Consider the following 24987-nt stretch of genomic DNA (forward strand, 5'->3'; position numbering starts at 1 on the left):
AGAAAAAATTGGTGAGAGTATAACAAAAAGTGCGGTCATTTTTAACCGCACTTTTTTTCTGTGAAAAGATTATCTTCTCGGTAAGTATCTAACTGGATCCACAGATTTACCTTTATAACGGATCTCGAAGTGAAGTTTCACAGCATTTGTCCCTGTGCTACCCATTTTCGCAATCTCTTGACCCGCTTTCACTTCTTGTTGATCGCTAACTAAGATCTTGTCGTTGTGTGCATAAGCACTTAAGAAATCATCATTATGTTTGATGATGATTAAGTTACCATAGCCTCGTAATGCGTTACCCGCATACACTACACGACCACTCGCAGCAGCTTTAACTGCTTGGCCGCGAGAACCACTGATATCAATCCCTTTGTTACCACCATCAGAGTTAGAGAAGCCTTGGATCACGTTACCTTGTGTTGGCCATTGCCATGCCACATTTGATGCAACTGGTGCCACAACGTTCGCATTAACTGGTGTATTATTTGTGGTTTCCTCTTGCGTTGTCGTTGTCACCGGTGTGCTAGATGTATTGTTGGTAAACGCTGGTGTTGATGCGCCACCTGTAGCAACACCTGATTTAATTGGACCAATTACCGTACCATCAGAGCCAATTTGAGTACCATTCGCACCTGGTGTATAAGTCACTTCTGGTTCAGCTGGAGCTGTTGGTGCAGTTGGTGCCGTCGTTTTCACTGGTACAGTCGTGGTAACCGTTTTAGTTGAACAATTTGAAATTTTTAACGTTTGGCCCACACTTAAGCTATAAGGCTCTTTCATATTGTTCATGCTCGCTAAATCTTTTACATCCATACCGGTTAAGTAAGCGATTAAGAACATGGTATCGCCTTTATTTACTTTATAGGTATTTCCTTTGTATGAACCTTTTTGAATTTGGCTGTAATCCGGCGCATTGGTATTTGGATTACGCGGCACATTGATTGCGCCAGAGCTGGTGCAATCAGAAACCGTTTTGGTTACTGTTTTAGTCTGTGGTTGAACCGGTGCTGGAGCTGGCGTTGGTTTAGGCTGTGCTGCAGCAGGTTGTTGAACCGGTTGATAAGTTGGTTGGAAACTTGGTTGTGGTGTTTGAGTTCCCGTTGGCACACTATTGCCCATGGTATTTGGCATCGTATTTTGTTGGATTTCTGGCTGCCATGTACCACTTGAATTATTATCAACAGGTTGCATTACACCCGGAGAGAGTGTGCCATCTACATTTTCAATTGGCGCAGGGCTATTTGAACTACAAGCCGTTAAAATAGCGATACTCACAGGGAGCAATAAAAACGATTTTTTCATTTATTCTTCCTTTAACATTAAATTTATTTCATTTGATTTGGCATCGAATTCTTTTCAATTTCCGGCATAAAGCTACCACCGGCAACCGCTCCCGTTCCTTCTACAGGTTGCATAATACCATTAGGTAATGTATCGGGATCTTGTTTTTGTGGTTCTCCTGTACAAGCTGAAATCAGCAATGCACTCGAGATAATTAAGAGTAATTTATTCATAAAAAAGGTCATCCTGTTATTTTAAAATAAGATAAGCAATCACAGCCAGAGCAACCACACTCCAACCAATGATTTCAATAGATTTACGTAATTTCGCGGCGAATTTTTCTCCGCCCCATGCGGCGAGTTTTGCCACTAAAATAAAACGAGCAAAACGCGACACAAACGCAGTAATCACAAAGGGGATAAATGCCATTTGCATCACGCCGGCACAAATGGTGAAAACTTTATAAGGAATAGGACTAAAACCGGCAACAAAGACCACTAAAATACCCCATTCTTTAAACCACGCCATGGCCTGTTCCCAAGCAGCTTGGTATCCCCATTGTTGAATATAGCCTTGCACCCAATCAAAGGCGTAATAACCAATAGCATAACCAATCATTCCACCGACAACCGAAGCAATCGTGGTATAAAGTGCAAAACGAAATGCACTTTTCGGTTTTGACATTGACATCGGAATCAACATCACATCCGGTGGAACAGGGAAAAAAATGGCCTCAATAAAACTCACAAAGGATAACCAAAACACGGCAAAGCGATGTTTTGACCATTGCATTGTTTTATCATACATCGCACCAAAAATATTCATTCACTTATCCTTTATTGCTTCAATAGGGAAAATTCGTTTCAAAACGGCACATTATTCACTTTCCAGCCAATCTTGTAAAGCAGCAATTGACTGATGAGCAGTAAGATCCGCTTGAATTGGCGTAATGGCAACATAACCATTTTTTACCGCATGGAAATCTGTACCTTCACCATCATATTCTGGCAAGCCTGACGGGCCAATCCAATAAATATTTTCGCCACGAGGATCTTCTTGTTTAATCACTTCTGCAGCGGATGAGCGATAACCTAAATGACAGACTTTGATGCCTTTAAGCTCTTCGTAAGGCAAATCTGGCACATTGATATTGATCACTTCGCGTTTATTCAATAATTGAGGATGTAATTTCGGAATTAAATCACACACTACACGAGCCGCTGTTTCATAATGCAAACGACCATCTAAAGATACCGCAATAGCTGGCAACCCTAAATGTCGGCCTTCCAATGCTGCAGCCAAAGTACCTGAATAAATCGTATCATCCCCCATATTGCAACCCGCGTTAATGCCTGATACGACAAGATCCACTTGTCCAGATAAAAAACCGTTTAGTGCCAAATGCACACAATCAGCCGGTGTGCCATTCACGCAATAATCACCACTGTCTAAATGACGCGGGCGAAGTGGCTCAACAAGCGTTAATGAGCTTGATGCCGCGCTACGATTACGATCGGGCGCAACGATCACCACATCGGCAATTTTGCGTAATTCTTTTGCTAAAACTTGAATCCCTTCGGCATGAAAACCGTCATCATTGCTGACTAAAATTCGCATTATTCTTCTTCCTTAATATTCACTAACTCTCGCACCAATGCAGTGGCATAGCTCCCCGCCGGCAAATAAAATGAGAGTTTCAATCCTTCTTCAACAAACGTCCAATGGAAATCTTTTGCCTGCATTAATAAAGGGCGGCGAGCAGCTTTCATTCGTTCTTGTTTCATTAATTCTTGGAAAATCTGATGTTCCAAAACGACTTTATTTTCGACCGCACTTGCAGATAAATTTTCTTCGCCAATTAAAGGTGCAGTGAGCAAAATATCTTGTTCGTTCAAACGTTGCTGTAAGACCACTAAATCTTCATTTTCATCAGCCTTAAACCAACTGTGCGATCCGTTTAATTGCACAATATCGTCTCTTAGAACCTGATCTGCCACATTTTGTTCAATTCGTTCTGCTACAACTAAATTAAAAATTTCGCTGCGAGCTGCTGAAAGATAAAAACTGCGTTTTTTACGATCTTTGACCTTAATCTCCCCTTTAGCCCAACGAATCGCTTGAGTCAGGTTATGCCCATCACGCCCAAAACGTTGTTCAGTGAAGTAGTTAGGGAAACCATATTTCGCCACAAAATTTAAGCGTTCATTCAACTCATCACTTTCTTTTGCACCGCGCAATAAAATCTCAAAGTCATTTCCTTGAAGACTCCCCGTACGAATTTTACGATTGTGGCGAGTGACGTCTAAAATCTCGACGCCTTCCAACTTAAATTGGCTAAAATCTGGCGTTTCCTTCCCCGGCATTTGTAAACAAAACCATTGTTCCGTAATGCCATGACGATCTTTTAAACCGGCATACCCCATATTTCGCTCAGAAACACCCGCAAACTTGGCAAGTTTTTCGCCCACAAACAACGTATTACAATCAGTTTTACGGATTTTTACCGCCACAAATTCGCCTTCGCCTGACATTTCATAGCCAAGATCTTCTTTAACAATAAAATCAGAGAACGCTTGCTTTAAAAGTGCGGTTGATTTTGGCGGTGTTTTTAAGGTGAAATAAGGGAGATGTTTGACCATTTTTTTCGTTCTAAAATAAGAAAGCCCAACTTTTTCGCTGCAATAAATAGCGTGATCAGCTGGGCATGTTAAGCACAATTTATTCGCGCAGAATTTTAACCTTTCCGCCCCCTCAAGGCAAACTGAAATGAGAATAAATTTTTAGCGACATTTTCATCTTTATCCCCTACAATGACCGCACTTTTTCTGACAAAAGGAATGCCTTATGACGAACTTTAACGAACTCCAAGAAGAAACCCGTGAAATCATTACGGATTTATTAAATGACGGCAGCGATCCGGATGCCCTTTATATTATCGAACATCACATCGCTCATTATGATTTTGATACATTAGAAAAAATTGCCGTGGATGCTTTCAAAGCAGGCTATGAAGTGTCAGAAGCAGAAGAATTTGAAGATGAAAATGGCAAGGTGATTTTCTGCTTTGACATCATCAGTGAAGTAGAATTAAAGCCCGAAATTATCGATGCACAGCAAAAAGAAATTCTGCCATTAGTGGAAAAATACAAAGGTATTTATGATGGCTGGGGCACGTATTTTGAAGATCCGAATGCGGAAGATGATGAATACGGCGATGATGGCGAATTTTTTGACGATGAAGATGTCGAAGACGACAACGAACGTTTACATTAATAATAACAAAGGGCGCGTTAAACCGCCCTTAATTTTTATCTTACCCAAATAGGAATGAAACAATGAAACTCAAAGCGCTTTCTTTAGCATTACTTGCCTTGCCTATCACTTCTTTTGCAGCAGAGCCCGTATCTCATCAGCCAACGGATGTCAGCTTTAGTGTTGAAGCTGAAAGAGAGGTAGAACGCGATTTATTGCAAGTGTCTCTTTTTTACCAAGCGGAAGGCAATGATTTATCCGCGCTCAATAAAACCATGGCAGAAAAAATGAATAAAGCCATTGAGTTAGCAAAAGCACAAAGTGCGGTTGAAATTAAAGATAATTCTCGCAATACCTGGATTCGCTATGACAATAAAGGCAAACAACAAGGCTGGATTGCGCGTGCAGAATTAACCTTAGAAAGTAAAGATTCTCAAGCATTATCAACCTTAGTACATGAATTAGATGGCGTATTAGCCATTGATCGCGTAAGCGCTTCTGTTTCACGTGAGAAATTAAATAGCTTAGAAAAAGAATTAACCAAAGAAGCTTTAGCAAAAGTTAAAGATAAAGCCCTATTAATTCAAGAATCTTTGCAGATGAAAGGTTATCACACACAAAGCCTTGATGTGTCTTCTGCCAATGATTCCGCGAATGATTTTCGCCCTTATGCCGCAGGGGCAATGATGGCAAAAAGTTTATCTTACTCGGATGAAAAAGATGAAACTTACACTCAAAGTGGTAAAGAGAAAATTAAAGTCAGTGTGAATGCGCGAATTGCATTGCTTAAAGAATAATTTTCTATACAATGAATGACGATTTTTTTAATAAGGAAAACAATATGAAAGTAGCAAAAAATACGGTTGTGAGTATTGCTTACCAAGTACGTACTCAAGACGGTGTATTAGTTGATGAAGCACCAGCAAATCAACCATTAGAATATTTACAAGGCCACAATAACTTAATCATTGGTCTTGAAAATGCCTTAGAAGGTAAAGAAGTTGGCGACAAATTTGAAGTGCGTGTTCAACCTGAAGAAGGCTACGGCGAATACAATGAAAATATGGTTCAACGTGTACCAAAAGATGTATTCCAAGGCGTTGATGAAGTCGTTGTTGGTATGCGTTTCTTAGCTGACACAGATATTGGCCCGGTTCCTGTTGTGATCACGGAAGTGGATGGCGATGAAGTGGTAGTTGATGGTAACCATATGTTAGCGGGTCAAGAATTACACTTCACTGTGGAAGTTGTTGGCACTCGTGAAGCAACATTAGAAGAAATTGCTCACGGTCACGTACATGGCGCACATGATCACCACCACCATCATGATGACGAAGATGGTCACGGTTGTGGTTGCGGCGGTCACGGTCATCATCACCATGATCACGATCATGGACACGGTGGTTGCTGTGGCGGTGGTCATAAACACGATCATGATCACGGACACGGTCATGGAGGCTGTGGTTGCGGCGGTCACTAATCTTAATCTAGAGATAAAACTAGAGATAGAAAAAGTGCGGTTAAAAATAACCGCACTTTTTCTTTATCTAAACTTTCATTACAGAATGAATCGACTTAAATCTTCATTCTCAATCACTTCGCCTAATGCCTCACTCACATAAGCCGCATCAATATTCACGGTTTGTCCGTTCATATCGCTCGCATCAAATGAGATTTTATCCATTAAACGTTCCATAACGGTATGTAAACGTCTTGCACCGATATTCTCCGTTTTCTCATTCACTCGGAATGCAGCTTCGGCAATCTTCTTAATGGCATCTTGTGTAAATTCAATGCTCACGCCTTCTGTCGCCATAAGCGCTTTATATTGCTCCGTTAAAGACGCATTTGGCTCAGTTAGAATACGCTCAAAATCCTCTGCCGTTAATGCTGATAATTCAACACGAATCGGCAAACGACCTTGCAACTCTGGGATTAAATCCGATGGACGCGCCACTTGGAATGCGCCCGATGCAATAAAGAGAATATGATCGGTTTTCACCATCCCGTGTTTCGTATTAACAGTTGAACCTTCCACTAATGGCAATAAGTCACGTTGCACACCTTCACGAGAAACATCGGCACCACTGTATTCGCCTTTTTTACAGATCTTGTCGATCTCATCAATAAACACGATACCATTTTGCTCAACGGCATCGATGGCTTTTTGTTTCAATTCTTCCGGATTAATCAATTTGGCCGCTTCATCGTCAATTAAGGTTTTTAATGCATCCTTAATTTTCATTTTGCGTTTTTTGGTTTTATCCGAACCCAGGCTTTGGAACATGGATTGCAACTGATTAGTCATTTCTTCCATGCCTGGAGGTGCCATGATTTCCACACCCATTGAAACGCCTGCAGACACATCAATTTCGATTTCTTTATCGTCTAATTGTCCTTCACGTAATTTTTTACGGAACGCTTGGCGAGTGCTGCTGTTGGTGTCGTGGTTTTCGACTTCACCCCATTGATTTTTCGGTGGGGGCAATAATGCATCTAAAATACGATCTTCCGCCGCATCTTCTGCTTTCGCACGATTTTTCGCAATTTCTTGTTGGCGAACCAATTTCATCGCACTGTCCGTTAAATCACGGATAATGGAATCCACTTCTTTCCCCACATAGCCCACTTCGGTGAACTTGGTTGCTTCCACTTTAATGAATGGTGCATTAGCTAATTTTGCAAGACGACGCGCAATCTCGGTTTTACCCACGCCCGTTGGTCCAATCATTAAAATATTTTTAGGGGTGACTTCATGGCGAAGTGGTTCTTGCAACTGCATTCTTCTCCAACGGTTACGCAACGCGATCGCAACTGCTCTTTTCGCCTCTTTTTGGCCGATAATATGTTGATCTAATTCGGAAACAATTTCACGAGGGGTCATTTCAGACATAATTTTTCCTTATTTATTCGGTAATTCTTCAATAGTGAAATTTGTATTGGTAAACACGCAAATATCACCGGCAATTTTTAAAGATTTTTCCACAATTTCGCGTGCTGATAAATCGGTATTTTCCACCAATGCACGAGCGGCCGACAACGCATAATTACCGCCGGAACCGATAGCAAGAATTTGATCTTCTTCCGGTTGTACCACATCACCAATACCGGTAATGATTAAACTTTCTTTTTCATCCGCCACAATCAGCATCGCTTCTAACTTGCGTAACGCACGATCGGTTCGCCAATCTTTGGCTAATTCCACCGCGGCTTTTAACAAATGCCCTTGATGCATTTCTAATTTACGCTCAAATAATTCAAATAAAGTGAACGCATCAGCTGTGCCGCCTGCGAAACCGGCTAGAACTTTGCCATTATATAAACGGCGTACTTTGCGGGCATTCCCCTTCATCACTGTATTGCCTAGTGAAACCTGTCCATCGCCCCCAACAACTACTTGGCCATTACGACGTACGCTTACAATTGTTGTCATTCTTTTTATCCTTCTTTTAAGAAAAGTTACTCGTTATATGGCGATCGATTCCACCAAATTCAAGGGGAAATTTTTCTTTGATGTTTTATTAAACAACCATCTCAAAAAAAATGTGACAAAGATCACCTTTTTAAATAGCAAACGATTGCTATTATTTTACACCTTTATTTTAAAGGAATATGATTTGTTACAAGTAAAACAAACTACTTAATGAGGAAAACATGAAAAATTTACTTAAACTTTCTGCCATTGCAATTTTAGCGGCAAGCGCAGTCTCTACTTTTGCATCAAACAAAGAACCTTACACTGAACAAGGTACGAATGCTCGTGAAATGACAGAGCAAAAACCGATTCACTGGATCTCTGTTGAGCAGTTGAAAAAAGAATTGGAAGGTAAAGCACCCATTAATGTGAGCTTCGACATTGACGATACTGTACTTTTCAGTAGCCCTTGTTTCTATCACGGCCAAGAAAAATACTCTCCAGGTAAAAATGATTATTTAAAAAATCAAGATTTCTGGAATGAAGTGAATGCAGGTTGTGACCAATATTCTATTCCAAAACAAATTGCGGTGGATTTAATTAATATGCACCAAGCACGTGGTGACCAAATTTATTTCATTACCGGTCGTACAGCGGGCGATAAAGATGGTGTGACACCAGTGCTACAAAAAGCCTTTAATATTAAAGACATGCACCCTGTAGAATTCATGGGCGGTCGCAAACTTCCAACTAAATATAACAAAACACCAGGTATTATTGAGCACAAAGTGAGTATTCACTATGGTGACAGCGATGACGATATCCTCGCAGCAAAAGAAGCGGGTATTCGTGGTATTCGTTTAATGCGTGCTGCTAACTCCACTTATCAACCAATGCCAACCCTTGGTGGCTACGGTGAAGAAGTATTGATTAACTCAAACTACTAATCTTCCTAAAAAGTGCGGTTATTTTGACCGCACTTTTCTTATCTGATTAACCATCTTAATTTTTAAAAAGTTTCTAGGAATATGCTAAAATTTTTGCGTTTCTAGGAGCCTATTTATGTCAGAACTCACGTCTAATCAATATTTAATTATCATTGCCGTGCTGGTTTTTATCAGTATTGTGATGCTTTTTCTATTAAGCCGTAGCAAACGAGATACGCAAGAATTACAACAAGATCTCAATAAAACCATCGACGATTACAATCAATTGGCTGAGCGTTTTGATTCCTTAAGTGTGGTCAAAAATCAATTAGAACAACAAGCCGTTAAAGCACAAACTCATGCGGAAGGATTGCAAACTCGCCTTAATGAACGTGATGAAAAAATCCAATATTTAGAAAAAGAATTGGATGAAGAACAGCTCCGACACGATCAAATTGGCGGACAAATTACCGCATTAAAAGAACGCTTTGGGATCGCGTCAGCACAAGCCGAAAGCTTACAAGGTCAATTACAACAAGCGCAAGAAAATGTGCTTAGAAAAGAACAAGAGCAGCAAAAAACGCAGGAAAAATTGACCGCACTTTCACAAGAATTAACGGAGTTGAAAACCACCCTTTCCGAAAAAGAAAAGCATTTTGCCGAACAGCAACAGCATATTGAACAATCCAAACAACAACTAGGCGTAGAATTCCAAAATCTGGCCAACCGCATTTTGGAAGAAAAAAGCCAATCCTTTAATCAAACCAATCAAACGGCATTGGAAACCTTGTTGAAGCCTTTCCGAGAACAAATCGAAGGCTTTCAAAAACGGGTCAATGAAATCCATTCGGAATCGGTGAAAGGTAATGCGGGCTTAGAAGCGGAAATTAAAAAGGTGTTGGAAATTGGCTTAAATATGTCGCAAGAGGCCAATAATTTAACTTCTGCGCTAAAAGGGGAAAAGAAAACCTTAGGCAACTGGGGAGAAGTGCAACTTGAACGCGCACTTCAACTTGCGGGACTCATTGAAAACGTGCATTACAGTGCGCAGGCCCATTTTAAAGATGAACAAGGCGGTCGAAACTATCCTGATTTTGTGCTCAATTTACCTGATGAGAAAAATATTATCATCGATAGCAAAATGTCATTGAATGCTTACGAAAGTGCGGTCAATTCTGAGGATGAATTCGAACGTGAGCGTTTACTAAGGGAGCATATTAAAGCCCTGAAAAATCACATTGATGACTTGCACCGCAAGGATTACAGCAATTTGATTGGCATGCGCAGTCCTAATTTTGTCTTGATGTTCATTGCAGTGGAACCCGCTTATATTGAAGCCTTAAAATTAGATCCAAGTCTATTTAATTATGGCTACGAGAAAAATGTGATTATGGTTTCGCACACGACCCTCATGCCAATTTTACGCACAGTGGCGAATTTATGGCGTATCGAACGAGGCAACGCCGAAGCGAAAGAAATCGCAGAAAAAGCGGGGGAAATTTACAACCAGATTTGCCTGGTGGCAGAACGTTTAAACAAACTGGGGAATACCCTTTCCACTGTGAGCAATCAATACAACAGCACCGTCACCGCCCTTGTGGGGCAACAAGGTTTAGTGGGGAAAGTGGAACGCTTTAAAGACTTGTCAGCGAAAGCTAACAAGAGCATGCCAAACGTTGAATTACTCAATAATGACGTGGACTTAACGCGCCTATCCCTTATCACTACCGAGAACGGGGTAAAATAAAGCATCCCTGTTGAATTTTTCTTTAAAAGCGGCTATTTTCTTGCCGCTTTTTTATTTAAATTTTTTATTTGTGGGGAATTTTATGGCGACAGAACAAAAAGAAATCACGGATCCATGTGCAAAATATAACGAATAAACCAGTTTTCTAAGCAAAACAATTTTTGCGAGTCGTTGGCTACAAGTGCCTATTTACTTAGGTTTAATTGTCGTACAAGGTATCTATGCCTACAAGTTTATGAAAAACTTGTGGTATCTCATCACCAATGTTAATGAAATGGATGCAGACACCATTATGCTCGCCGTACTCAATCTCATTGATGTAGTGATGATTGCGAACTTATTGGTGATGGTGACATTAGGCGGTTATGAGATTTTCGTCTCAAAACTACGCACGAAAAATCATCCGGATCAACCTGAATGGATGAGCCATGTGAATGCGACCGTGCTGAAAGTTAAACTTTCTATGTCAATTATCAGCATTTCGTCTATTCACTTATTGCAAACCTTTGTGAATGCCTCAAAAATTCCTGAAAAAACGATTATGTGGGAAGTGATTATTCATTTTGCTTTCTTGATTTCAGCGATTGCGATGGCTTATACCGACAAAATCCTCTACAGTACAAGCCACAAAAACCATTAATACACAAAGTGCGGTCAAATTGACCGCACTTTTATTTTCTAGAACTCATCTTGGTGTTTAAATTTCAATAAATCTCGACGTTCTTTTTTGTTTGGACGACGATCAGGATGTGGCATAGACAGTGCATTATTTTTTCTTGCCCATGCCATTTCTTCGCGTTTTTTCACACTCTGTGCCGTTTCTTGGTAAAGTAATTGGGCCTCAGGGGCGCCACGGCGTTGATCACTTAAAGCAATCACTTCAATTTCTTTTTCGTCGCTACCTTGGCGAAGTTTAATCATCGCACCAACTTCGACGGTTTTACTCACTTTTGTACGTTGGCCGTTGTAATGGACTTTACCCCCTTCAATCATTGCTTTCGCAATGCTACGGGTTTTATAAAAACGCGCCGCCCAAAGCCATTTATCTAATCGTACTTCATTATTTTCAGCCATAACTCTTCCTATTTCTCTCACTTTGCGTATGATGAGCCAATAACAAGATAATAGGGCTAATATTATGAAAAAACAACTTCCACACATTCTCTCCCTTTCTACCGTGGCAAAATCCCGCTTGTTTGAAATTCAAGCCGTCGATCTCAAATTCTCTAATGGCATTGACCGCACTTACGAACGTTTCCGCCCTTTTAATCGCGATTCTGTCATGGTGATTGCAATTGATGGAGAGGATCTTCTCCTGGTTCGCGAATATGCTGTTGGAACGGAACAATATGAACTAGGTTTTGTAAAAGGTGGAATGGATACAGGAGAAACGCCCGAACAAAGTGCAAATCGTGAATTGCAGGAAGAAATTGCTTTTGGCGCAAAAAAATGGACGTTTTTACGCACCATGAAGATCAATCCACAAATCATGGGTCATAAAATGCACGTTTTACTAGGTGAAGATCTATACCCAAATCAACTGGAAGGGGATGAGCCCGAACCATTAGAAATCGTACGCTACCCTTTATCTCAACTTGATGCCCTGTTGGTGAGTGATGAATTTAATGAGGCAAGAAACTTAACCGCACTTTATATCTTACGAGATTATTTAAAAAAACGTAAATAAATCGAAGAAATTTAGATAAATTCTAATCACAAACGATTAACTTTAAATAAAACTTGAATAATTATTCTTTTTTTGAGAATGTATAGTCATTTTTCAAAAATAAATAGGAAAATTTATGTCTCATGATAATTTAAAAGAATTGACCTTCCGAGGAATGTTCCTTGGGGCGTTAATTACAGTGATCTTCACTGCATCTAACGTTTATTTAGGTCTTAAAGTGGGGATGACTTTCGCCTCCTCCATTCCAGCTGCCGTAATTTCAATGGCAATTTTAAAATTCTTCAAGGATTCCAGTATCTTAGAAAATAACATGGTACAAACCCAAGCTTCATCAGCAGGGACGTTATCTTCTGTTATTTTCGTGCTTCCAGGCCTATTAATGATGGGCTACTGGCAAGAATTCCCATTTTGGCAAACGGTGCTTATCTGTGCCTCTGGTGGTACTCTAGGCGTACTATTTACCATTCCATTACGTCGTGCAATGGTGGTAAACAGCGACTTACCTTACCCTGAAGGTGTGGCTGCGGCTGAAATCTTAAAAGCGGGTAACAATAGCGAAAGCGACAGCGGTGTAAAAGATATTGCTTACGGCGGTATTTTTGCAGGAACCGTTGCATTCTTCACCAATGCATTACGTGTCATGTCTGATAGCGCGAGCGCATGGTTCTCTAACGGTAAAGCGATTTTCCAATTACCAATGGGCTTCTCTCTTGCCTTAGTGGGAGCGGGTTACTTAATTGGTATCGTGGGCGGTCTGGCCATGTTATTCGGCACATTCCTTGCTTGGGGTGTCGCAGTACCTTATTTCACTGCAACAGGCGATATGCCAACCGATGCGTCAATCGTGAGCTATGCGATGACCGAATGGAAAACCAAAGTTCGCTTTATTGGTGTCGGGACTATCGGTATCGCAGCGATTTGGACATTATTAATCCTTCTCAAACCAATGATCGAAGGGATGATTCATTCTTTCCGTATGTTAAAAGGTTCCCAAGAGGAATCAGAACATCGTATTGATATCGACTTATCACCAAAAACCATCATTTACATTTTATTGGCGACAGTCGTGTTAATCGTGATTTCTTTATATCACTTCGTTGCCGCAGCGCCTATTTCTGCCGAGCTTGCCGTATTATTAGTGGTGGTTTGTACGCTACTTGCGGTGTTAATTGGTTTCTTCGTTGCAGCAGCATCGGGTTATATGGCTGGACTTGTGGGCTCATCTTCTAGCCCTATTTCTGGTATCGGGATTATTTCTGTTATCGTGATTTCACTTGTTTTAGTGACTATTGGTAAAAGCAGTGGTTTATTTGAAACAGCGGACGGTCAAAAATTCTTAACCGCATTGACCTTATTCACGGCATCTATCGTTTTAACCACCGCGACTATTTCAAACGATAACTTACAAGACTTAAAAACCGGTCTTCTAGTTGAAGCGACCCCTTGGAGACAACAGGTTGCATTGATTATCGGTTGTTTCGTTGGTGCATTAGTGATTGCACCGGTATTAGAAATTTTATACCACGCTTATGGTTTCACTGGCGCATTACCACGTCCAGATATGGATCCAGCACAAGCGCTTTCAGCACCACAAGCAACCCTTATGACCACCATTTCACAAGGTATTTTCACCGACCATTTAGAATGGACCTACATTTTAACTGGTGTTGGTTTAGGTATTGTATTGATCATTGTGGATGCATTCATGCGTAAAACCAGTGACAGCCGCTTTGCCTTACCAGTATTAGCGGTTGGGATTGGTATCTACCTTCCACCATCAATCAATATGCCGGTTGTGGTCGGTGCGGTAATGGCATGGTTTATCACCCGTCATATTAAAAACTATGCAAAACGCACTAACGATACTGAAGTGGAGAAAAAAGCAGAACGTTTCGGCACACTTTTCGCTGCGGGTTTAATTGTGGGTGAAAGCTTGATGGGCGTCATCTTAGCCTTCATTATTGCGGCATCTGTCACCTCAGGTGGTTCTGAAGATCCATTAGCCTTAGGATTAGAAAATTGGGATAATATTGGCGAATTACTTGGTCTTGCCGTATTTATCTTTGGTATCTTTATTTTCGTTTCTCGTGTATTACGTGCGAAGAAATCGAAATAATGGATTTAAATAGGCTGTCCTCGGATAGCCTATTTTTCTAGGAGCTTAAGGTGTCAACGCAATCCCCTTATCTAAAAGCAATTATCATCTTCCCATTGGTTACACAGCTAATCGGTAGCATTATTGCTTATGTCGCTTTCGGAATGGACTACTGCAAAGAAGGCAACTTCGATGCCGTATTATTTGGTTTCTTTCTAACATTTTGGCCTCTCACCGTGCCAGCAATAATCAATGCTTACTTTGCTAAATACCGCGGCTATCTACGTCATCAGTGGAATAAAATTCTCATTTTTTCATTCATCATTCTTTTTTGTTATTGGAGTATCGGCAACCTTCTCATCGCACAAAATACTCAATATCTGACTGACCGTGTATTATTTGTCTTAGAGGGTTCTGTCATCCTGGCAATCTATACAACAATTTTCCTCTCCTTGTTATTACCGAAATCAAAGTAGGAAATAAACATGCAATTATCTCAATCTCTTCTCGATCAAGTCCGTGCACTCGCTAATGAAGCGGGAAAACATTTAGCTCATTTTTACCAACAGGATGTAAAAATACAAACTAAATCGGATAACACCCCTGTCACGGAAGCAGATTTATTTGTCAGCCAATTTTTAATCAAAAAACTGACCGCACTTTTCCCTGACATTCCTGTTCTTTCAGAGGAAAACTGCAATATTCCCTTTGAACAACGCCAAACTTGGCAAACTTATTGGCTAATCGATCCCCTTGATGGCACGCAACAATTTATTGATCGCACAGATCAATTCTCCGTATTGATTACACTCGTACAAAACCATCAACCTGTACTGGGTGTTATCCACTTCCCTATTTTGAATATCACCTATTACGCAATGAAAGGTTTTGGGGCATTCAAGCAAAGCAACAAAGAAATAAAAATCTTACAACCCAAAAAAATCGATCTCACAAAACCGCTAAAAATCGCCGTAGGCGCCACTACCTCACAAGAAAAAGTGCGGTCAATTTTAGCAAAGAATTTGGCATGCGAATTTACGGTGGTGGGTTCGAGCAGTTTGAAAAGCGGTTTGGTTGCTGAGGGAGCTGTTGATTGCTATGTTCGACTCGGTAAAACTGGCGAATGGGATACGGCAGGCGCTGAAATTTTATTAGCTGAAATCAATGGAATGATTTTCGATCCGCACTATCAACCGCTCACCTATAATCAGCGTGAAAGTTTAATTAATCCCTCCTTTGTGATGGTGGCAGATAATACACAAAATTGGGCATCTGTCTTTCAATTTAATTGATTGGTTCGATTGGTAAAGTGCAGTAATATATTGCATTATTTAAAAATACTACTCGGAACAATAAGGAATAATATGCAAACTAATAATAACTGTATCGTGATTTTTGGTGCTTCCGGTGATTTAACTCACCGTAAACTCATTCCAGCACTTTATAATCTCTTCAAATTTGGTCGTTTAAACAAATTTTCTGTATTAGGTGTCGCGCGTTCAGAATTAAACGATGAGACTTTCCGTGAAAAAATGCGCGAAGCGTTACTTGAAACAGAAGAAACCACTCCAGAAACGCTAGACGCTTTTTGTAGTCATCTCTATTACCAAGCGGTAAACACATCAGATGCGGCCGATTACGGTAAATTAGTCCCTCGTTTAGAAGAATTACATACTAAATATCAAACGAATGGCAACACCCTTTACTATATGTCCACGCCACCAAGCTTATATGGTGTGATTCCAGAATGTCTTGCGGCTCATGGTTTAAATACAGAAGACGAGGGTTGGAAACGTATTATTGTCGAAAAACCTTTTGGTTACGATGAAAAAACCGCACAAGAACTCGACGTCCAAATTCATCGTTTCTTTGAAGAGCATCAAATCTATCGTATCGACCATTATCTAGGTAAAGAAACCGTTCAAAACCTACTTGTTTTACGCTTCTCAAATGGCTTATTCGAACCGCTTTGGAACCGTAATTACATTGATTATGTCGAAATTACGGGGGCAGAAGCCATTGGCGTAGAAGAACGTGGTGGCTATTATGATGGCTCTGGTGCAATGCGTGATATGTTCCAAAACCACTTATTACAAGTTCTCGCCATGGTTGCCATGGAACCACCGGCAATCATCAATGCGAACTCAATGCGTGATGAAGTGGCCAAAGTCATGCACTCTTTACGTCCATTAACGCAAGATGACGTTGAGCACAACTTAGTGCTTGGTCAATATACTGCTGCGGAAATTGATGGCAAAGAAGTTAAAGGTTATTTACAAGAAAAAGGCGTGCCGGCTAACTCTCGCACTGAAACCTTTATGGCATTACGTTGCGAAATCGAAAACTGGCGTTGGGCTGGCGTACCTTTCTATGTGCGTACAGGTAAACGCTTACCGGCACGTGTGACAGAAATTGTGATTCATTTCAAAACTACGCCACATCCGGTATTCAGTCAAAATGCGCCTGAGAATAAATTGATCATCCGTATTCAACCTGATGAAGCCATTTCAATGCGCTTCGGTTTGAAAAAGCCAGGTGCGGGCTTTGAAGCGAAAGAAGTCTCAATGGATTTCCGTTATGCCGATTTGGCCGATGAGCAAGTACTCACGGCTTATGAACGCTTATTGCTTGATGCGATGAAAGGCGATGCCACACTCTTTGCGCGTACGGATGCGGTGCACGCTGCATGGAAATTTGTGCAACCGATTTTGGATTACAAAGAATCGGGTGGTCGAATCTACGAATATGAAGCGGGCACTTGGGGACCTGTTGCAGCCGAAAAACTCATTGCGAAAAGTGGTCGCGTATGGCGTAAACCAAGCGGTAAAATGAAGAAAAAGGTTTAATCATTAATATCTCGCCTTCTTCAATAGAAGAAGGCTTATCACCGAATAGAGAGAAACAAACATGAACACCATTACCTTCCCAACGGCTCAACACGCTGTTGAAAAGATTGCCCAAGAATTTGTGATTTATAGTCAATTAAGTCACCCTGTGCATATTTCTCTTTCTGGCGGTTCAACACCTAAGCTGTTATTCAAAACTTTAGCCAAAGCGCCTTATACCGAACAAATCAACTGGAAGAATCTGCATTTTTGGTGGGGTGATGATCGCATGGTTCCACCAACAGATTCAGAAAGCAACTACGGTGAAGTGCAAAAACTCTTATTCGATCATATTCAAATTCCCGCAGAAAATATCCACCGAATTCGTGGCGAAAATGAACCGCACTTTGAGTTAAAACGCTTCGAAGAAGAATTAAGTGCGGTCATTCCAAACGGTATTTTTGATTGGATCATTTTAGGTATGGGAACTGATGGTCATACCGCTTCTCTTTTCCCACATCAAACCAATTTTGATGATGAAAACCTTGCTGTTATTGCAAAACACCCTGAAAGCGGTCAAATCCGCATTTCTAAAACAGCCAAACTGATTGAACAAGCCAAACGCATTACCTATTTGGTCACTGGCGAAAGCAAAGCGGATATTTTAAAAGAAATCCAAACGACTCCTGCAGAAAATCTGCCTTACCCTGCTGCCAAAATTCAGGCGAAAAACGGCGTGACGGAATGGTATTTGGATAAAGCGGCGGCTAAATTGCTATAACAAGTTGAGTATCAAATATCATAGGTTTGCAAAATGATAGACTACAAAGTGAATGAACCAATTTCAGTTAAACAATTTATTGAATTGCTAAATAAGACAACGCTTGGGGCGCGCCGTCCATTAGAGGATGAAAAGCGTGTCGCGGCAATGTTACACCATGCAGATTTATTAGTGACCGCTTGGGATGGTGAACGATTAGTGGGTGTGGCACGTTCCGTGACAGATTTTGCCTACTGCTGTTATTTATCTGATTTAGCGGTTGATGAACAATATCAAAAACAAGGTATCGGCTTGCAGTTAATTGAACACACTAAACAAGCCTTACATCCACAAGCCAAAATTGTGCTTTTATCCGCTCCACAAGCAGTGGATTATTATCCGCATATTGGATTTACTCAACATATGAGTGCATGGACGAAGAGTTAATTTATTAGAATGATATGGTGACAAAAATGAAAAAACTGTTTGTACTACTTACTTCAACTTTGTTATTTGCTTGTTCATCTGGTCCATCTTTAGATCAGTTAGCGGCACAAATGCCAAAAGATAATCGCTCAGTAATGCTTCAAGTTCCGGAAGCAGGAAACCCAGTTTCAAATGGAATGCTAGTAGCAACGATTAGAACCGCAGGTGGTACTTCAGGAAAACGACTCGTATCTCTTTTAGCTACAGATAATTTACACATTGGAATTGCAGGAAACAGTCAATCTGTGAATAAAGCAGTTGCTATGTATGGACTAAATAATGCAGAAAAGGTCGGCAAGGATGTATCTTTATACCTTGTTGGAGATAGTCAAAGTGATAAAACAGATCTAGAAAAAGCCGCAAAAGCGAAAAATGTAGAAATGCATTACATTATGCAAAAATAAGATATAGATACATCAGATGCAGAGTGACTTTAATGTTGAATTTAGATAATAAAAAATTTATTGCTGTTGAAAACACCGAAAATGGTGAGGTGAGTAGCCAAACAGAATTTCATTACCATCAACAAGGTAAAATGATTTGGGCCGAATATTGTGGTGGTGAAATTTTAAAAGGCTTTTTAATTGGGAAGTGGATTAACGATACTCAAATTGAATTTACGTATCAACATTTAAATCAATCTCTAGAAAATCGTTTGGGGCGTTGCTGTACAACATTTTCTTTAGAAGAAAGCAAACTCATCGGTCATGAAAAATGGCAGTGGCTAGACACGTTAGAGCAAGGCAGCTCTTTAATTAAAGAAATTTAAAAGAAGTTTTTCTATAGAATATCTGAAACAAGGTATCATCTTGCAATTGATTGAACACACTAAACAAGTCTTACATCCACAAGCTAAAATTGTGCTTTTATCTGCTACGTAAGCTGTAGATTATTATCCGCATTAGATTTATGCAACATATGAGTGCGTGGGCAAAGAGTTAATTTAATTGTATAAGGGAAACCTTGATGTCTACAACACAGATTGAAAATGCGAAAAAAATTATTGATGATAATTATGAAGAAAATCCTAATAGTTTTTTACACGACTTTTGTCACAATTCTTTTTTTAGCAGAGAAAAATTCGAAGAATATTTAGATGCTATCGGCTATCTGATTGCTGTTGATTATCAAAGATATAAATTTGATAGAGTAAAGTTAGTTCAGATAAATGATATACAAGCTCAAATTCTAATTTATCTTGGATATCATAAAGATCCTTCAGATGTTATTTTTATTGAAAACTTACCTGAATATATAAATGAAGGAATTATTACTCCTTTACGGGAAAGAACAAATAGCTATAACTCAGGATTTTTTAATAGAGATGTTTTTGATTATATTATAAAAAATAAATAATTTATATTTTAGAGTGGGATTTGTCCCACTATTAACCATTTCCAAAATCACGGTGGGCATCCCCACACTACAACAGGAGAAAACAATGTCAGTAAAAGGCGACATCGGTGTTATCGGCTTAGCCGTAATGGGGCAAAACCTCATTTTAAATATGAACGATCATGGCTTTAAAGTCGTAGCATATAACCGCACCACTTCAAAAGTGGATGAATTTCTACAAGGTGCAGCAAAAGGCACGAATATTATCGGCGCATACTCTTTAGAAGATTTAGCTTCTAAATTAGAAAAACCACGTAAAGTGATGTTAATGGTGCGTGCGGGTGATGTAGTGGACCAATTCATTGAGGCATTACTGCCACATTTAGAAGAAGGTGACATCATTATTGATGGTGGTAACTCAAACTATCCTGATACTAACCGTCGTGTAAAAGCATTGGCTGAAAAAGGCATTCGCTTTATCGGCTCGGGTGTTTCTGGTGGTGAAGAAGGCGCTCGTCATGGGCCATCTATTATGCCTGGTGGTAACCACGAAGCATGGCCATATGTTAAGCCAATCTTCCAAGCAATCTCTGCTAAAACAGAACAAGGTGAACCTTGCTGTGACTGGGTTGGTGGAGAAGGTGCTGGCCACTTTGTAAAAATGGTTCACAATGGTATCGAATATGGCGATATGCAATTAATCTGTGAAGCTTACCAATTCTTAAAAGAAGGTTTAGGCTTAAGCTATGAAGAAATGCAAGCTATCTTCGCAGAATGGAAAAAAACTGAACTTGATAGCTATTTAATTGATATCACTACCGATATTCTTGGTTATAAAGATGCTGATGGTGAACCATTAGTTGAAAAAATCTTAGATACAGCTGGCCAAAAAGGGACTGGTAAATGGACAGGTATCAATGCATTAGATTTTGGTATTCCATTAACCTTAATCACTGAATCTGTCTTTGCTCGTTGCGTATCTTCATTTAAAGATCAACGTGTTGCCGCTAATCAATTATTCGGCAAAACAATTCAACCGGTTGAAGGCGATAAAAAAGTTTGGATTGAGGCGGTGCGTAAAGCCTTATTGGCGTCTAAAATTATTTCTTATGCACAAGGCTTTATGCTGATTCGTGAAGCCTCTGAACAATTTGACTGGAACATCAACTACGGCGCAACGGCATTATTATGGCGTGAAGGTTGTATTATCCGTAGCCGTTTCTTAGGCAACATTCGGGATGCATATGAAGCAAATCCAGATTTAATCTTCTTGGGTTCAGATAGCTACTTCAAAGGCATTTTAGAAAACGCATTAAGCGACTGGCGTAAAGTGGTGGCAAAATCTATCGAAGTGGGCATTCCAATGCCATGTATGGCATCTGCGATTACGTTCTTAGATGGCTACACATCAGCACGCTTACCAGCAAACTTATTGCAAGCACAACGTGACTACTTCGGTGCTCACACTTATGAACGTACTGATAAACCACGTGGTGAATTCTTCCACACCAACTGGACAGGTCGCGGTGGCAACACAGCATCTACCACTTATGATGTGTAAGTCTAAAAACTCATGATAAACTCACCGCACTTTGTTCGAATAAAGTGCGGTTTATTTTTACCTTATTTTGGAGAAACCTATGTTACCTCAATCACGCTTAGATAAAATTTCAGAAATGGAAAACCTTCTCAATGAAGCGGAGAGTTTCTTAGCTGACGCGGAACAATTTCTTGAAAAATGGCAAGCTTTCTTACCAAAAATGAAAACCTTAGAACACTATTATTTTGATGGTGACTGGCGAGACGATTATCAAGCTTATGAGGACGGTAAAATCCCAGAGGATATGCCTTGTGGTGTATTAAGTGAAGATTTAGTATTTAATGCGAGTACAGGACACCATGGATTGGCGATTGAATATTTGAAAGTGGTTGCGAAAGTATTAGATCAAGCTAAAGATTAACATTCAATATATTCAATTGTTCAAAAAAACATCGAAAAACGCATATTTTTGAACTTTCATTCATCTCCGTTTGTCTTATGGAGTACTATCAATATGGATAGTTTTATATGTTAAACACGGAGAGATCCTATGAAATTAATTGGAAAATCACTTGTTATCGCGATGACTATTATTTCCCTTGCTGCATGTGGAAATATGAACCGTACACAAAAAAATACAACAGCTGGCGCAGCTATTGGTGGTGCAGCAGGCTATATGCTTGGTGGTAATACCGCGACCACATTAGGTGGTGCCGCATTAGGTGGTGTAATCGGTAGCCAAGTCAATAAATAGTCAAAAAAATAACCGCACTTAATTAAGTGCGGTTTTTTTTATTATTTCTCAGCTGTTTTTTCTGTGCTTGGTTTACGGCGTTTACCAATGTTTTTTGTATCTTTATGACGCAGTTTAGCTTTCTTCTTCACCTCTGATTTTTTCTTTTCTTCACGCTTTTCTTTAATACGTGCTTTTTGTTTTTTAGACATGGATTTTACTTCCCCATCTTTCGGTGGTTTAGTGCGAGGTTCTAAGCCTTCCAAAATCCGTGCTTTCAAAAGCTCTTCCGTATAACGTTTTATTTTACCGAGCAATTTATAATCATGGGCTTCAACAAAAGAAACTGCTGTACCCTTTTTCCCTGCGCGAGCAGTACGACCAATACGATGTAAATAGGTATCTGCACTGTAAGGTAAATCGAAGTTCATGACGTGCGTCACATCATCAATATCAATTCCGCGAGCAGCCACATCAGTGGCCACTAACACAGTAACAACTCCCGATTTCAATTTATCAATGGCATTATTACGTTGCGTTTGTGCCATATCGCCTTCTAGATAAGTAGAGCGAATGCCACGTTTACGCAAAGTTTCAGAAAGGTCACGCACATCTTCTCTACGACGGACAAACACAATACCACGACTAACTTTCTCGGTTTCGATAAAACGCGCAAGCAACTTGATTTTATGTTCATTGCTGTCGGCGTGATAATACCATTGGTTGATTTTCTTACGCTCGCGACGACTTGGCTCGGCATCAATTTTTACTGGATCATTCAATAAACGTTCTGCGAAATCAACTAATAGCTCCCCTTCTAATGTGGCAGAGAAAAGAAGGGTTTGTTTACGCCAACGCGTTTCAGCAGCAATTTTCTCCGCATCTTGGCCAAAGCCCATTTGCAACATGCGATCTGCTTCATCAAAAATCAGCATTTCTACTGCGCGACAATCAAAGTTTTCTTCTTTGATGTATTGCAATAAACGCCCCGGTGTTGCCACCACGATATCCTGATTTGAATTAAATACTTCCCCATGATTTTGATACGCCACACCGCCAGTAATGGTTGCAATCTTCAAATGCGTGAATTGCGCCAACTCTTCCGCTTGCTTTGCAACCTGCATCGCTAACTCACGGGTTGGCGTTAAAATTAAAATGCGAGGTGCCCCTGGTTTACGACGTGGATAATCTAATAAATGCTGAATTGCCGGCAATAAAAATGCGGCCGTTTTACCAGTACCTGTTGGTGCAGAACCGAGCACGTCACGTTCTTCCATAGCAGCAGGAATCGCTTCTAATTGGATGGCGGTTGGACGGGTGTAGCCTTTCTTTTCTAAGGCTTTTAATAATTCGGGGGAAAGATCGAATTCTTCGAATGGGGATAAATTCATTATTTTGCGTTAATTTGTTAAAATTGGGGCTGATTATACCTGAAAGTGCGGTCATTTTCCGCAAGATTTTATGAGCAGCTTTACCTTCAAACAATTCCATATTAATCAACAACATTGCGCGATGAAAGTCGGTACGGATGGCATTTTACTTGGCGCTTGGGCGGATGTGTCTGATTGTCAGCGTATTCTTGATATGGGGACTGGCACAGGCTTGGTTGCATTAATGCTCGCCCAACGAAGTCATGAGTATTGCCAAATTGAAGCCGTTGAACTTGATGCCCTTGCAGCACAACAAGCACAAGAAAACTTCCAGGCTTCGCCATGGCACAATCGCCTTCATTTAATACACCAAGATGTGCAAACTTATTGCCAACAAACAGCACATCAATTTGATTTAATTGTGGCTAATCCGCCTTATTTTGCGCAAGGTGTGGAATGTAAAAATGACGAACGAGCACTTGCCCGTTATGTTCAACAAAGCCATTTAGATTGGTTAAATTGGGCGGCGAGTTGTTTATCCGGAAAAGGAAAAATCAGTTTTGTCTTGCCTTATGAGGCGGGGAAAATATTGATAAATTCAACCGCACTTTATTGCATCAAACAGACTGATGTTATTACAAAAATAGGAAAAGATCCACAGCGGATGTTACTCACGTTTAGCCGAGAGAATTTGCCACAAGTAAAAGATAGCTTAGTGATTTATGATGAAAACAATCAGTACACAGAGGAATTTATTGCGTTAACGAAGGCATTTTATTTGAAAATGTAAGGGCATATTACTATGCCCTTTTTTATTGATGTGATTAGTGGCTTTCTGCTTTGACGAGTTTCGTCCAGTTGTAATAACCATATAATGAGTTAAGTAAGTAAGCACTATACATTAAGTACATCGCTGGCTGCTCTGCCCAAAGTAAAATGGAAAGCACATTTAAGACAATCCACAATAACCATTGCTCACGATAACGCAAAATCATCAATAATTGCGCCGCTACGGTGATAATCGTGGTTAAACCATCTAATCCTGTAGAACTCCCACCTGCTGCTTTTAAAGCCTGTACAAAACAGAATGTACCAATTCCCACACTCACGAGTAAAATAGCCCAACCTTTTGGAGTTAAAGCTTTTGCAATTACACTTTCACCGCCATTATCGTTTTGCATGTGTTGTTTCCACATAAAATAACCGATAAATTGTGATGGAATATACACATAGAGCACCGTATTCATTTCACCCAGGAAATTGTTTCCCCATGCGACATAAAAATAGGTATAAGCAAAAATAAGCCCAAAGAAATAGTTACTAATTTTCCCTTTACTCACCAATACTACACAGAGAATACCTGCAATACCCGAAATCATGCCTAATGGGCTATCTGGTGAAAGAACATAAGCAATAATTTGCGCGGCAAGGAAAATAACTACCCATGCCACTTCAAAAGGCTTCCAACCGGATAAAAATTCCTCTTTAAGTCGTTCTGTCCAATTCATGGAACACTCCTGTTTTATAAAAAGTAC

At 40.1% G+C, this 24987-nt stretch carries 29 protein-coding genes and 2 pseudogenes; 21 read left to right on the forward strand and 10 right to left on the reverse strand.

The annotated features are described in order from the left end of the window. Positions 1–69: 69 nt before the first annotated feature. The 5 genes from nlpD to truD are packed head-to-tail and all read right to left on the reverse strand — an operon-like array spanning position 70 to position 3920. The gene (gene nlpD / locus O3746_RS08210) at positions 70–1302 is read right to left on the reverse strand and encodes a murein hydrolase activator NlpD (RefSeq protein ID WP_371448564.1); all 1233 of its coding nucleotides are present in this window, start codon (positions 1300–1302) and stop codon (positions 70–72) included. Positions 1303–1325: 23 nt separating this feature from the next. Beyond that, on the reverse strand, positions 1326–1514 hold the full coding sequence (locus O3746_RS08215) for a hypothetical protein (RefSeq protein WP_371448566.1): 189 nt from the start codon (positions 1512–1514) through the stop codon (positions 1326–1328). A 16-nt stretch (positions 1515–1530) separates the two neighbouring features. Further along, a complete protein-coding gene (locus tag O3746_RS08220) occupies positions 1531–2106 on the reverse strand; it encodes a YqaA family protein (RefSeq protein WP_049364715.1) in 576 nt (191 codons plus the stop codon). A gap of 51 nt (positions 2107–2157) precedes the next feature. Further along, positions 2158–2898 (reverse strand): 5'/3'-nucleotidase SurE, encoded by a 741-nt coding sequence (gene surE, locus O3746_RS08225; protein ID WP_049364714.1) that lies wholly within the window; start codon positions 2896–2898, stop codon positions 2158–2160. Further along, positions 2898–3920: a tRNA pseudouridine(13) synthase TruD gene (gene truD, locus O3746_RS08230; protein WP_049364713.1), complete on the reverse strand. Its 1023-nt coding sequence runs from the start codon at positions 3918–3920 to the stop codon at positions 2898–2900. Before truD ends, surE begins: the two co-directional genes overlap by 1 nt. Before the next feature lie 205 nt (positions 3921–4125). On the opposite strand from truD, the gene rraB reads away from it, so the two are divergent. The 3 genes from rraB to slyD all read left to right on the forward strand — a co-directional run bounded on the left by rraB (position 4126) and on the right by slyD (position 6013). Beyond that, positions 4126–4554: a ribonuclease E inhibitor RraB gene (gene rraB, locus O3746_RS08235; protein WP_049363970.1), complete on the forward strand. Its 429-nt coding sequence runs from the start codon at positions 4126–4128 to the stop codon at positions 4552–4554. A gap of 62 nt (positions 4555–4616) precedes the next feature. After that, positions 4617–5330: an SIMPL domain-containing protein gene (locus tag O3746_RS08240; protein ID WP_049364712.1), complete on the forward strand. Its 714-nt coding sequence runs from the start codon at positions 4617–4619 to the stop codon at positions 5328–5330. Between the two features lie 44 nt (positions 5331–5374). Further along, entirely contained in the window at positions 5375–6013 is a 639-nt protein-coding gene (slyD, locus tag O3746_RS08245; RefSeq protein ID WP_049364711.1) for a peptidylprolyl isomerase, read from the forward strand. A 78-nt stretch (positions 6014–6091) separates the two neighbouring features. Here the strand turns inward: slyD and hslU are convergent, their stop codons facing one another. Then, the gene (gene hslU / locus O3746_RS08250; RefSeq protein WP_049364710.1) at positions 6092–7426 is read right to left on the reverse strand and encodes an HslU--HslV peptidase ATPase subunit; all 1335 of its coding nucleotides are present in this window, start codon (positions 7424–7426) and stop codon (positions 6092–6094) included. Between the two features lie 9 nt (positions 7427–7435). After that, the gene (gene hslV, locus O3746_RS08255; protein ID WP_049364709.1) at positions 7436–7966 is read right to left on the reverse strand and encodes an ATP-dependent protease subunit HslV; all 531 of its coding nucleotides are present in this window, start codon (positions 7964–7966) and stop codon (positions 7436–7438) included. Positions 7967–8187: 221 nt separating this feature from the next. On the opposite strand from hslV, the gene aphA reads away from it, so the two are divergent. The 3 genes and pseudogenes from aphA to O3746_RS08270 all read left to right on the forward strand — a co-directional run bounded on the left by aphA (position 8188) and on the right by O3746_RS08270 (position 11261). Next, the gene (gene aphA / locus O3746_RS08260) at positions 8188–8895 is read left to right on the forward strand and encodes an acid phosphatase AphA (protein WP_014064597.1); all 708 of its coding nucleotides are present in this window, start codon (positions 8188–8190) and stop codon (positions 8893–8895) included. 115 nt (positions 8896–9010) lie between these two features. Beyond that, entirely contained in the window at positions 9011–10621 is a 1611-nt protein-coding gene (gene rmuC, locus O3746_RS08265) for a DNA recombination protein RmuC (protein ID WP_049364708.1), read from the forward strand. An 82-nt stretch (positions 10622–10703) separates the two neighbouring features. Continuing rightward, positions 10704–11261, forward strand: a pseudogene (locus O3746_RS08270) (TIGR00645 family protein). A 38-nt stretch (positions 11262–11299) separates the two neighbouring features. Here O3746_RS08270 and hslR read toward each other — a convergent pair. Beyond that, the gene (gene hslR / locus O3746_RS08275; protein ID WP_049364707.1) at positions 11300–11695 is read right to left on the reverse strand and encodes a ribosome-associated heat shock protein Hsp15; all 396 of its coding nucleotides are present in this window, start codon (positions 11693–11695) and stop codon (positions 11300–11302) included. Positions 11696–11759: 64 nt separating this feature from the next. On the opposite strand from hslR, the gene nudE reads away from it, so the two are divergent. The 14 genes and pseudogenes from nudE to O3746_RS08345 all read left to right on the forward strand — a co-directional run bounded on the left by nudE (position 11760) and on the right by O3746_RS08345 (position 22103). After that, the gene (gene nudE / locus O3746_RS08280) at positions 11760–12308 is read left to right on the forward strand and encodes an ADP compounds hydrolase NudE (RefSeq protein WP_049364706.1); all 549 of its coding nucleotides are present in this window, start codon (positions 11760–11762) and stop codon (positions 12306–12308) included. A gap of 115 nt (positions 12309–12423) precedes the next feature. Further along, positions 12424–14424 (forward strand): OPT family oligopeptide transporter, encoded by a 2001-nt coding sequence (locus O3746_RS08285; protein ID WP_080970223.1) that lies wholly within the window; start codon positions 12424–12426, stop codon positions 14422–14424. Between the two features lie 50 nt (positions 14425–14474). Continuing rightward, positions 14475–14879, forward strand: a complete 405-nt coding sequence (locus O3746_RS08290; protein ID WP_049364705.1) for a hypothetical protein — start codon at positions 14475–14477, stop codon at positions 14877–14879. A gap of 9 nt (positions 14880–14888) precedes the next feature. Continuing rightward, on the forward strand, positions 14889–15695 hold the full coding sequence (cysQ, locus tag O3746_RS08295) for a 3'(2'),5'-bisphosphate nucleotidase CysQ (protein WP_049364704.1): 807 nt from the start codon (positions 14889–14891) through the stop codon (positions 15693–15695). Positions 15696–15767: 72 nt separating this feature from the next. Continuing rightward, positions 15768–17249: a glucose-6-phosphate dehydrogenase gene (gene zwf / locus O3746_RS08300; protein WP_049364703.1), complete on the forward strand. Its 1482-nt coding sequence runs from the start codon at positions 15768–15770 to the stop codon at positions 17247–17249. Between the two features lie 61 nt (positions 17250–17310). After that, complete coding sequence (pgl, locus tag O3746_RS08305) at positions 17311–18009, forward strand: 6-phosphogluconolactonase (RefSeq protein ID WP_371448574.1); 699 nt, start codon at positions 17311–17313, stop codon at positions 18007–18009. Positions 18010–18042: 33 nt separating this feature from the next. Beyond that, on the forward strand, positions 18043–18435 hold the full coding sequence (locus O3746_RS08310) for a GNAT family N-acetyltransferase (protein ID WP_049373071.1): 393 nt from the start codon (positions 18043–18045) through the stop codon (positions 18433–18435). A gap of 26 nt (positions 18436–18461) precedes the next feature. Beyond that, positions 18462–18878: a hypothetical protein gene (locus O3746_RS08315; protein WP_232086146.1), complete on the forward strand. Its 417-nt coding sequence runs from the start codon at positions 18462–18464 to the stop codon at positions 18876–18878. A gap of 32 nt (positions 18879–18910) precedes the next feature. Continuing rightward, complete coding sequence (locus O3746_RS08320) at positions 18911–19243, forward strand: n-acetylglutamate synthase (RefSeq protein WP_197544995.1); 333 nt, start codon at positions 18911–18913, stop codon at positions 19241–19243. 16 nt (positions 19244–19259) lie between these two features. Then, a pseudogene (locus O3746_RS08325) lies at positions 19260–19416 on the forward strand (GNAT family N-acetyltransferase); the annotation flags it as partial. A 24-nt stretch (positions 19417–19440) separates the two neighbouring features. Then, entirely contained in the window at positions 19441–19830 is a 390-nt protein-coding gene (locus O3746_RS08330; protein ID WP_197560786.1) for a hypothetical protein, read from the forward strand. An 85-nt stretch (positions 19831–19915) separates the two neighbouring features. Beyond that, a complete protein-coding gene (gnd, locus tag O3746_RS08335; protein WP_197560787.1) occupies positions 19916–21370 on the forward strand; it encodes a decarboxylating NADP(+)-dependent phosphogluconate dehydrogenase in 1455 nt (484 codons plus the stop codon). A 79-nt stretch (positions 21371–21449) separates the two neighbouring features. Next, positions 21450–21770, forward strand: coding sequence for a DUF4298 domain-containing protein (locus tag O3746_RS08340; protein WP_070712503.1), 321 nt, complete (start codon positions 21450–21452; stop codon positions 21768–21770). A gap of 129 nt (positions 21771–21899) precedes the next feature. Beyond that, entirely contained in the window at positions 21900–22103 is a 204-nt protein-coding gene (locus O3746_RS08345; protein WP_049373078.1) for a surface antigen, read from the forward strand. A gap of 41 nt (positions 22104–22144) precedes the next feature. On the opposite strand, the gene srmB is transcribed toward O3746_RS08345, so the two are convergent. Next, positions 22145–23473: an ATP-dependent RNA helicase SrmB gene (srmB, locus tag O3746_RS08350; protein ID WP_371448579.1), complete on the reverse strand. Its 1329-nt coding sequence runs from the start codon at positions 23471–23473 to the stop codon at positions 22145–22147. 70 nt (positions 23474–23543) lie between these two features. Between srmB and O3746_RS08355 the strand changes: the two genes are divergently transcribed. After that, on the forward strand, positions 23544–24242 hold the full coding sequence (locus O3746_RS08355) for a tRNA1(Val) (adenine(37)-N6)-methyltransferase (RefSeq protein ID WP_371448581.1): 699 nt from the start codon (positions 23544–23546) through the stop codon (positions 24240–24242). Between the two features lie 34 nt (positions 24243–24276). On the opposite strand, the gene pnuC is transcribed toward O3746_RS08355, so the two are convergent. Next, positions 24277–24960 carry a nicotinamide riboside transporter PnuC gene (pnuC, locus tag O3746_RS08360; RefSeq protein ID WP_294792597.1) on the reverse strand — a complete coding sequence of 228 codons (684 nt, stop codon included), beginning with the start codon at positions 24958–24960 and terminating at the stop codon, positions 24277–24279. Positions 24961–24987: the final 27 nt, after the last annotated feature.

The organism is Haemophilus sp. 27098_8_127, from assembly GCF_041433495.1.
Lineage (GTDB): Bacteria > Pseudomonadota > Gammaproteobacteria > Enterobacterales > Pasteurellaceae > Haemophilus_D.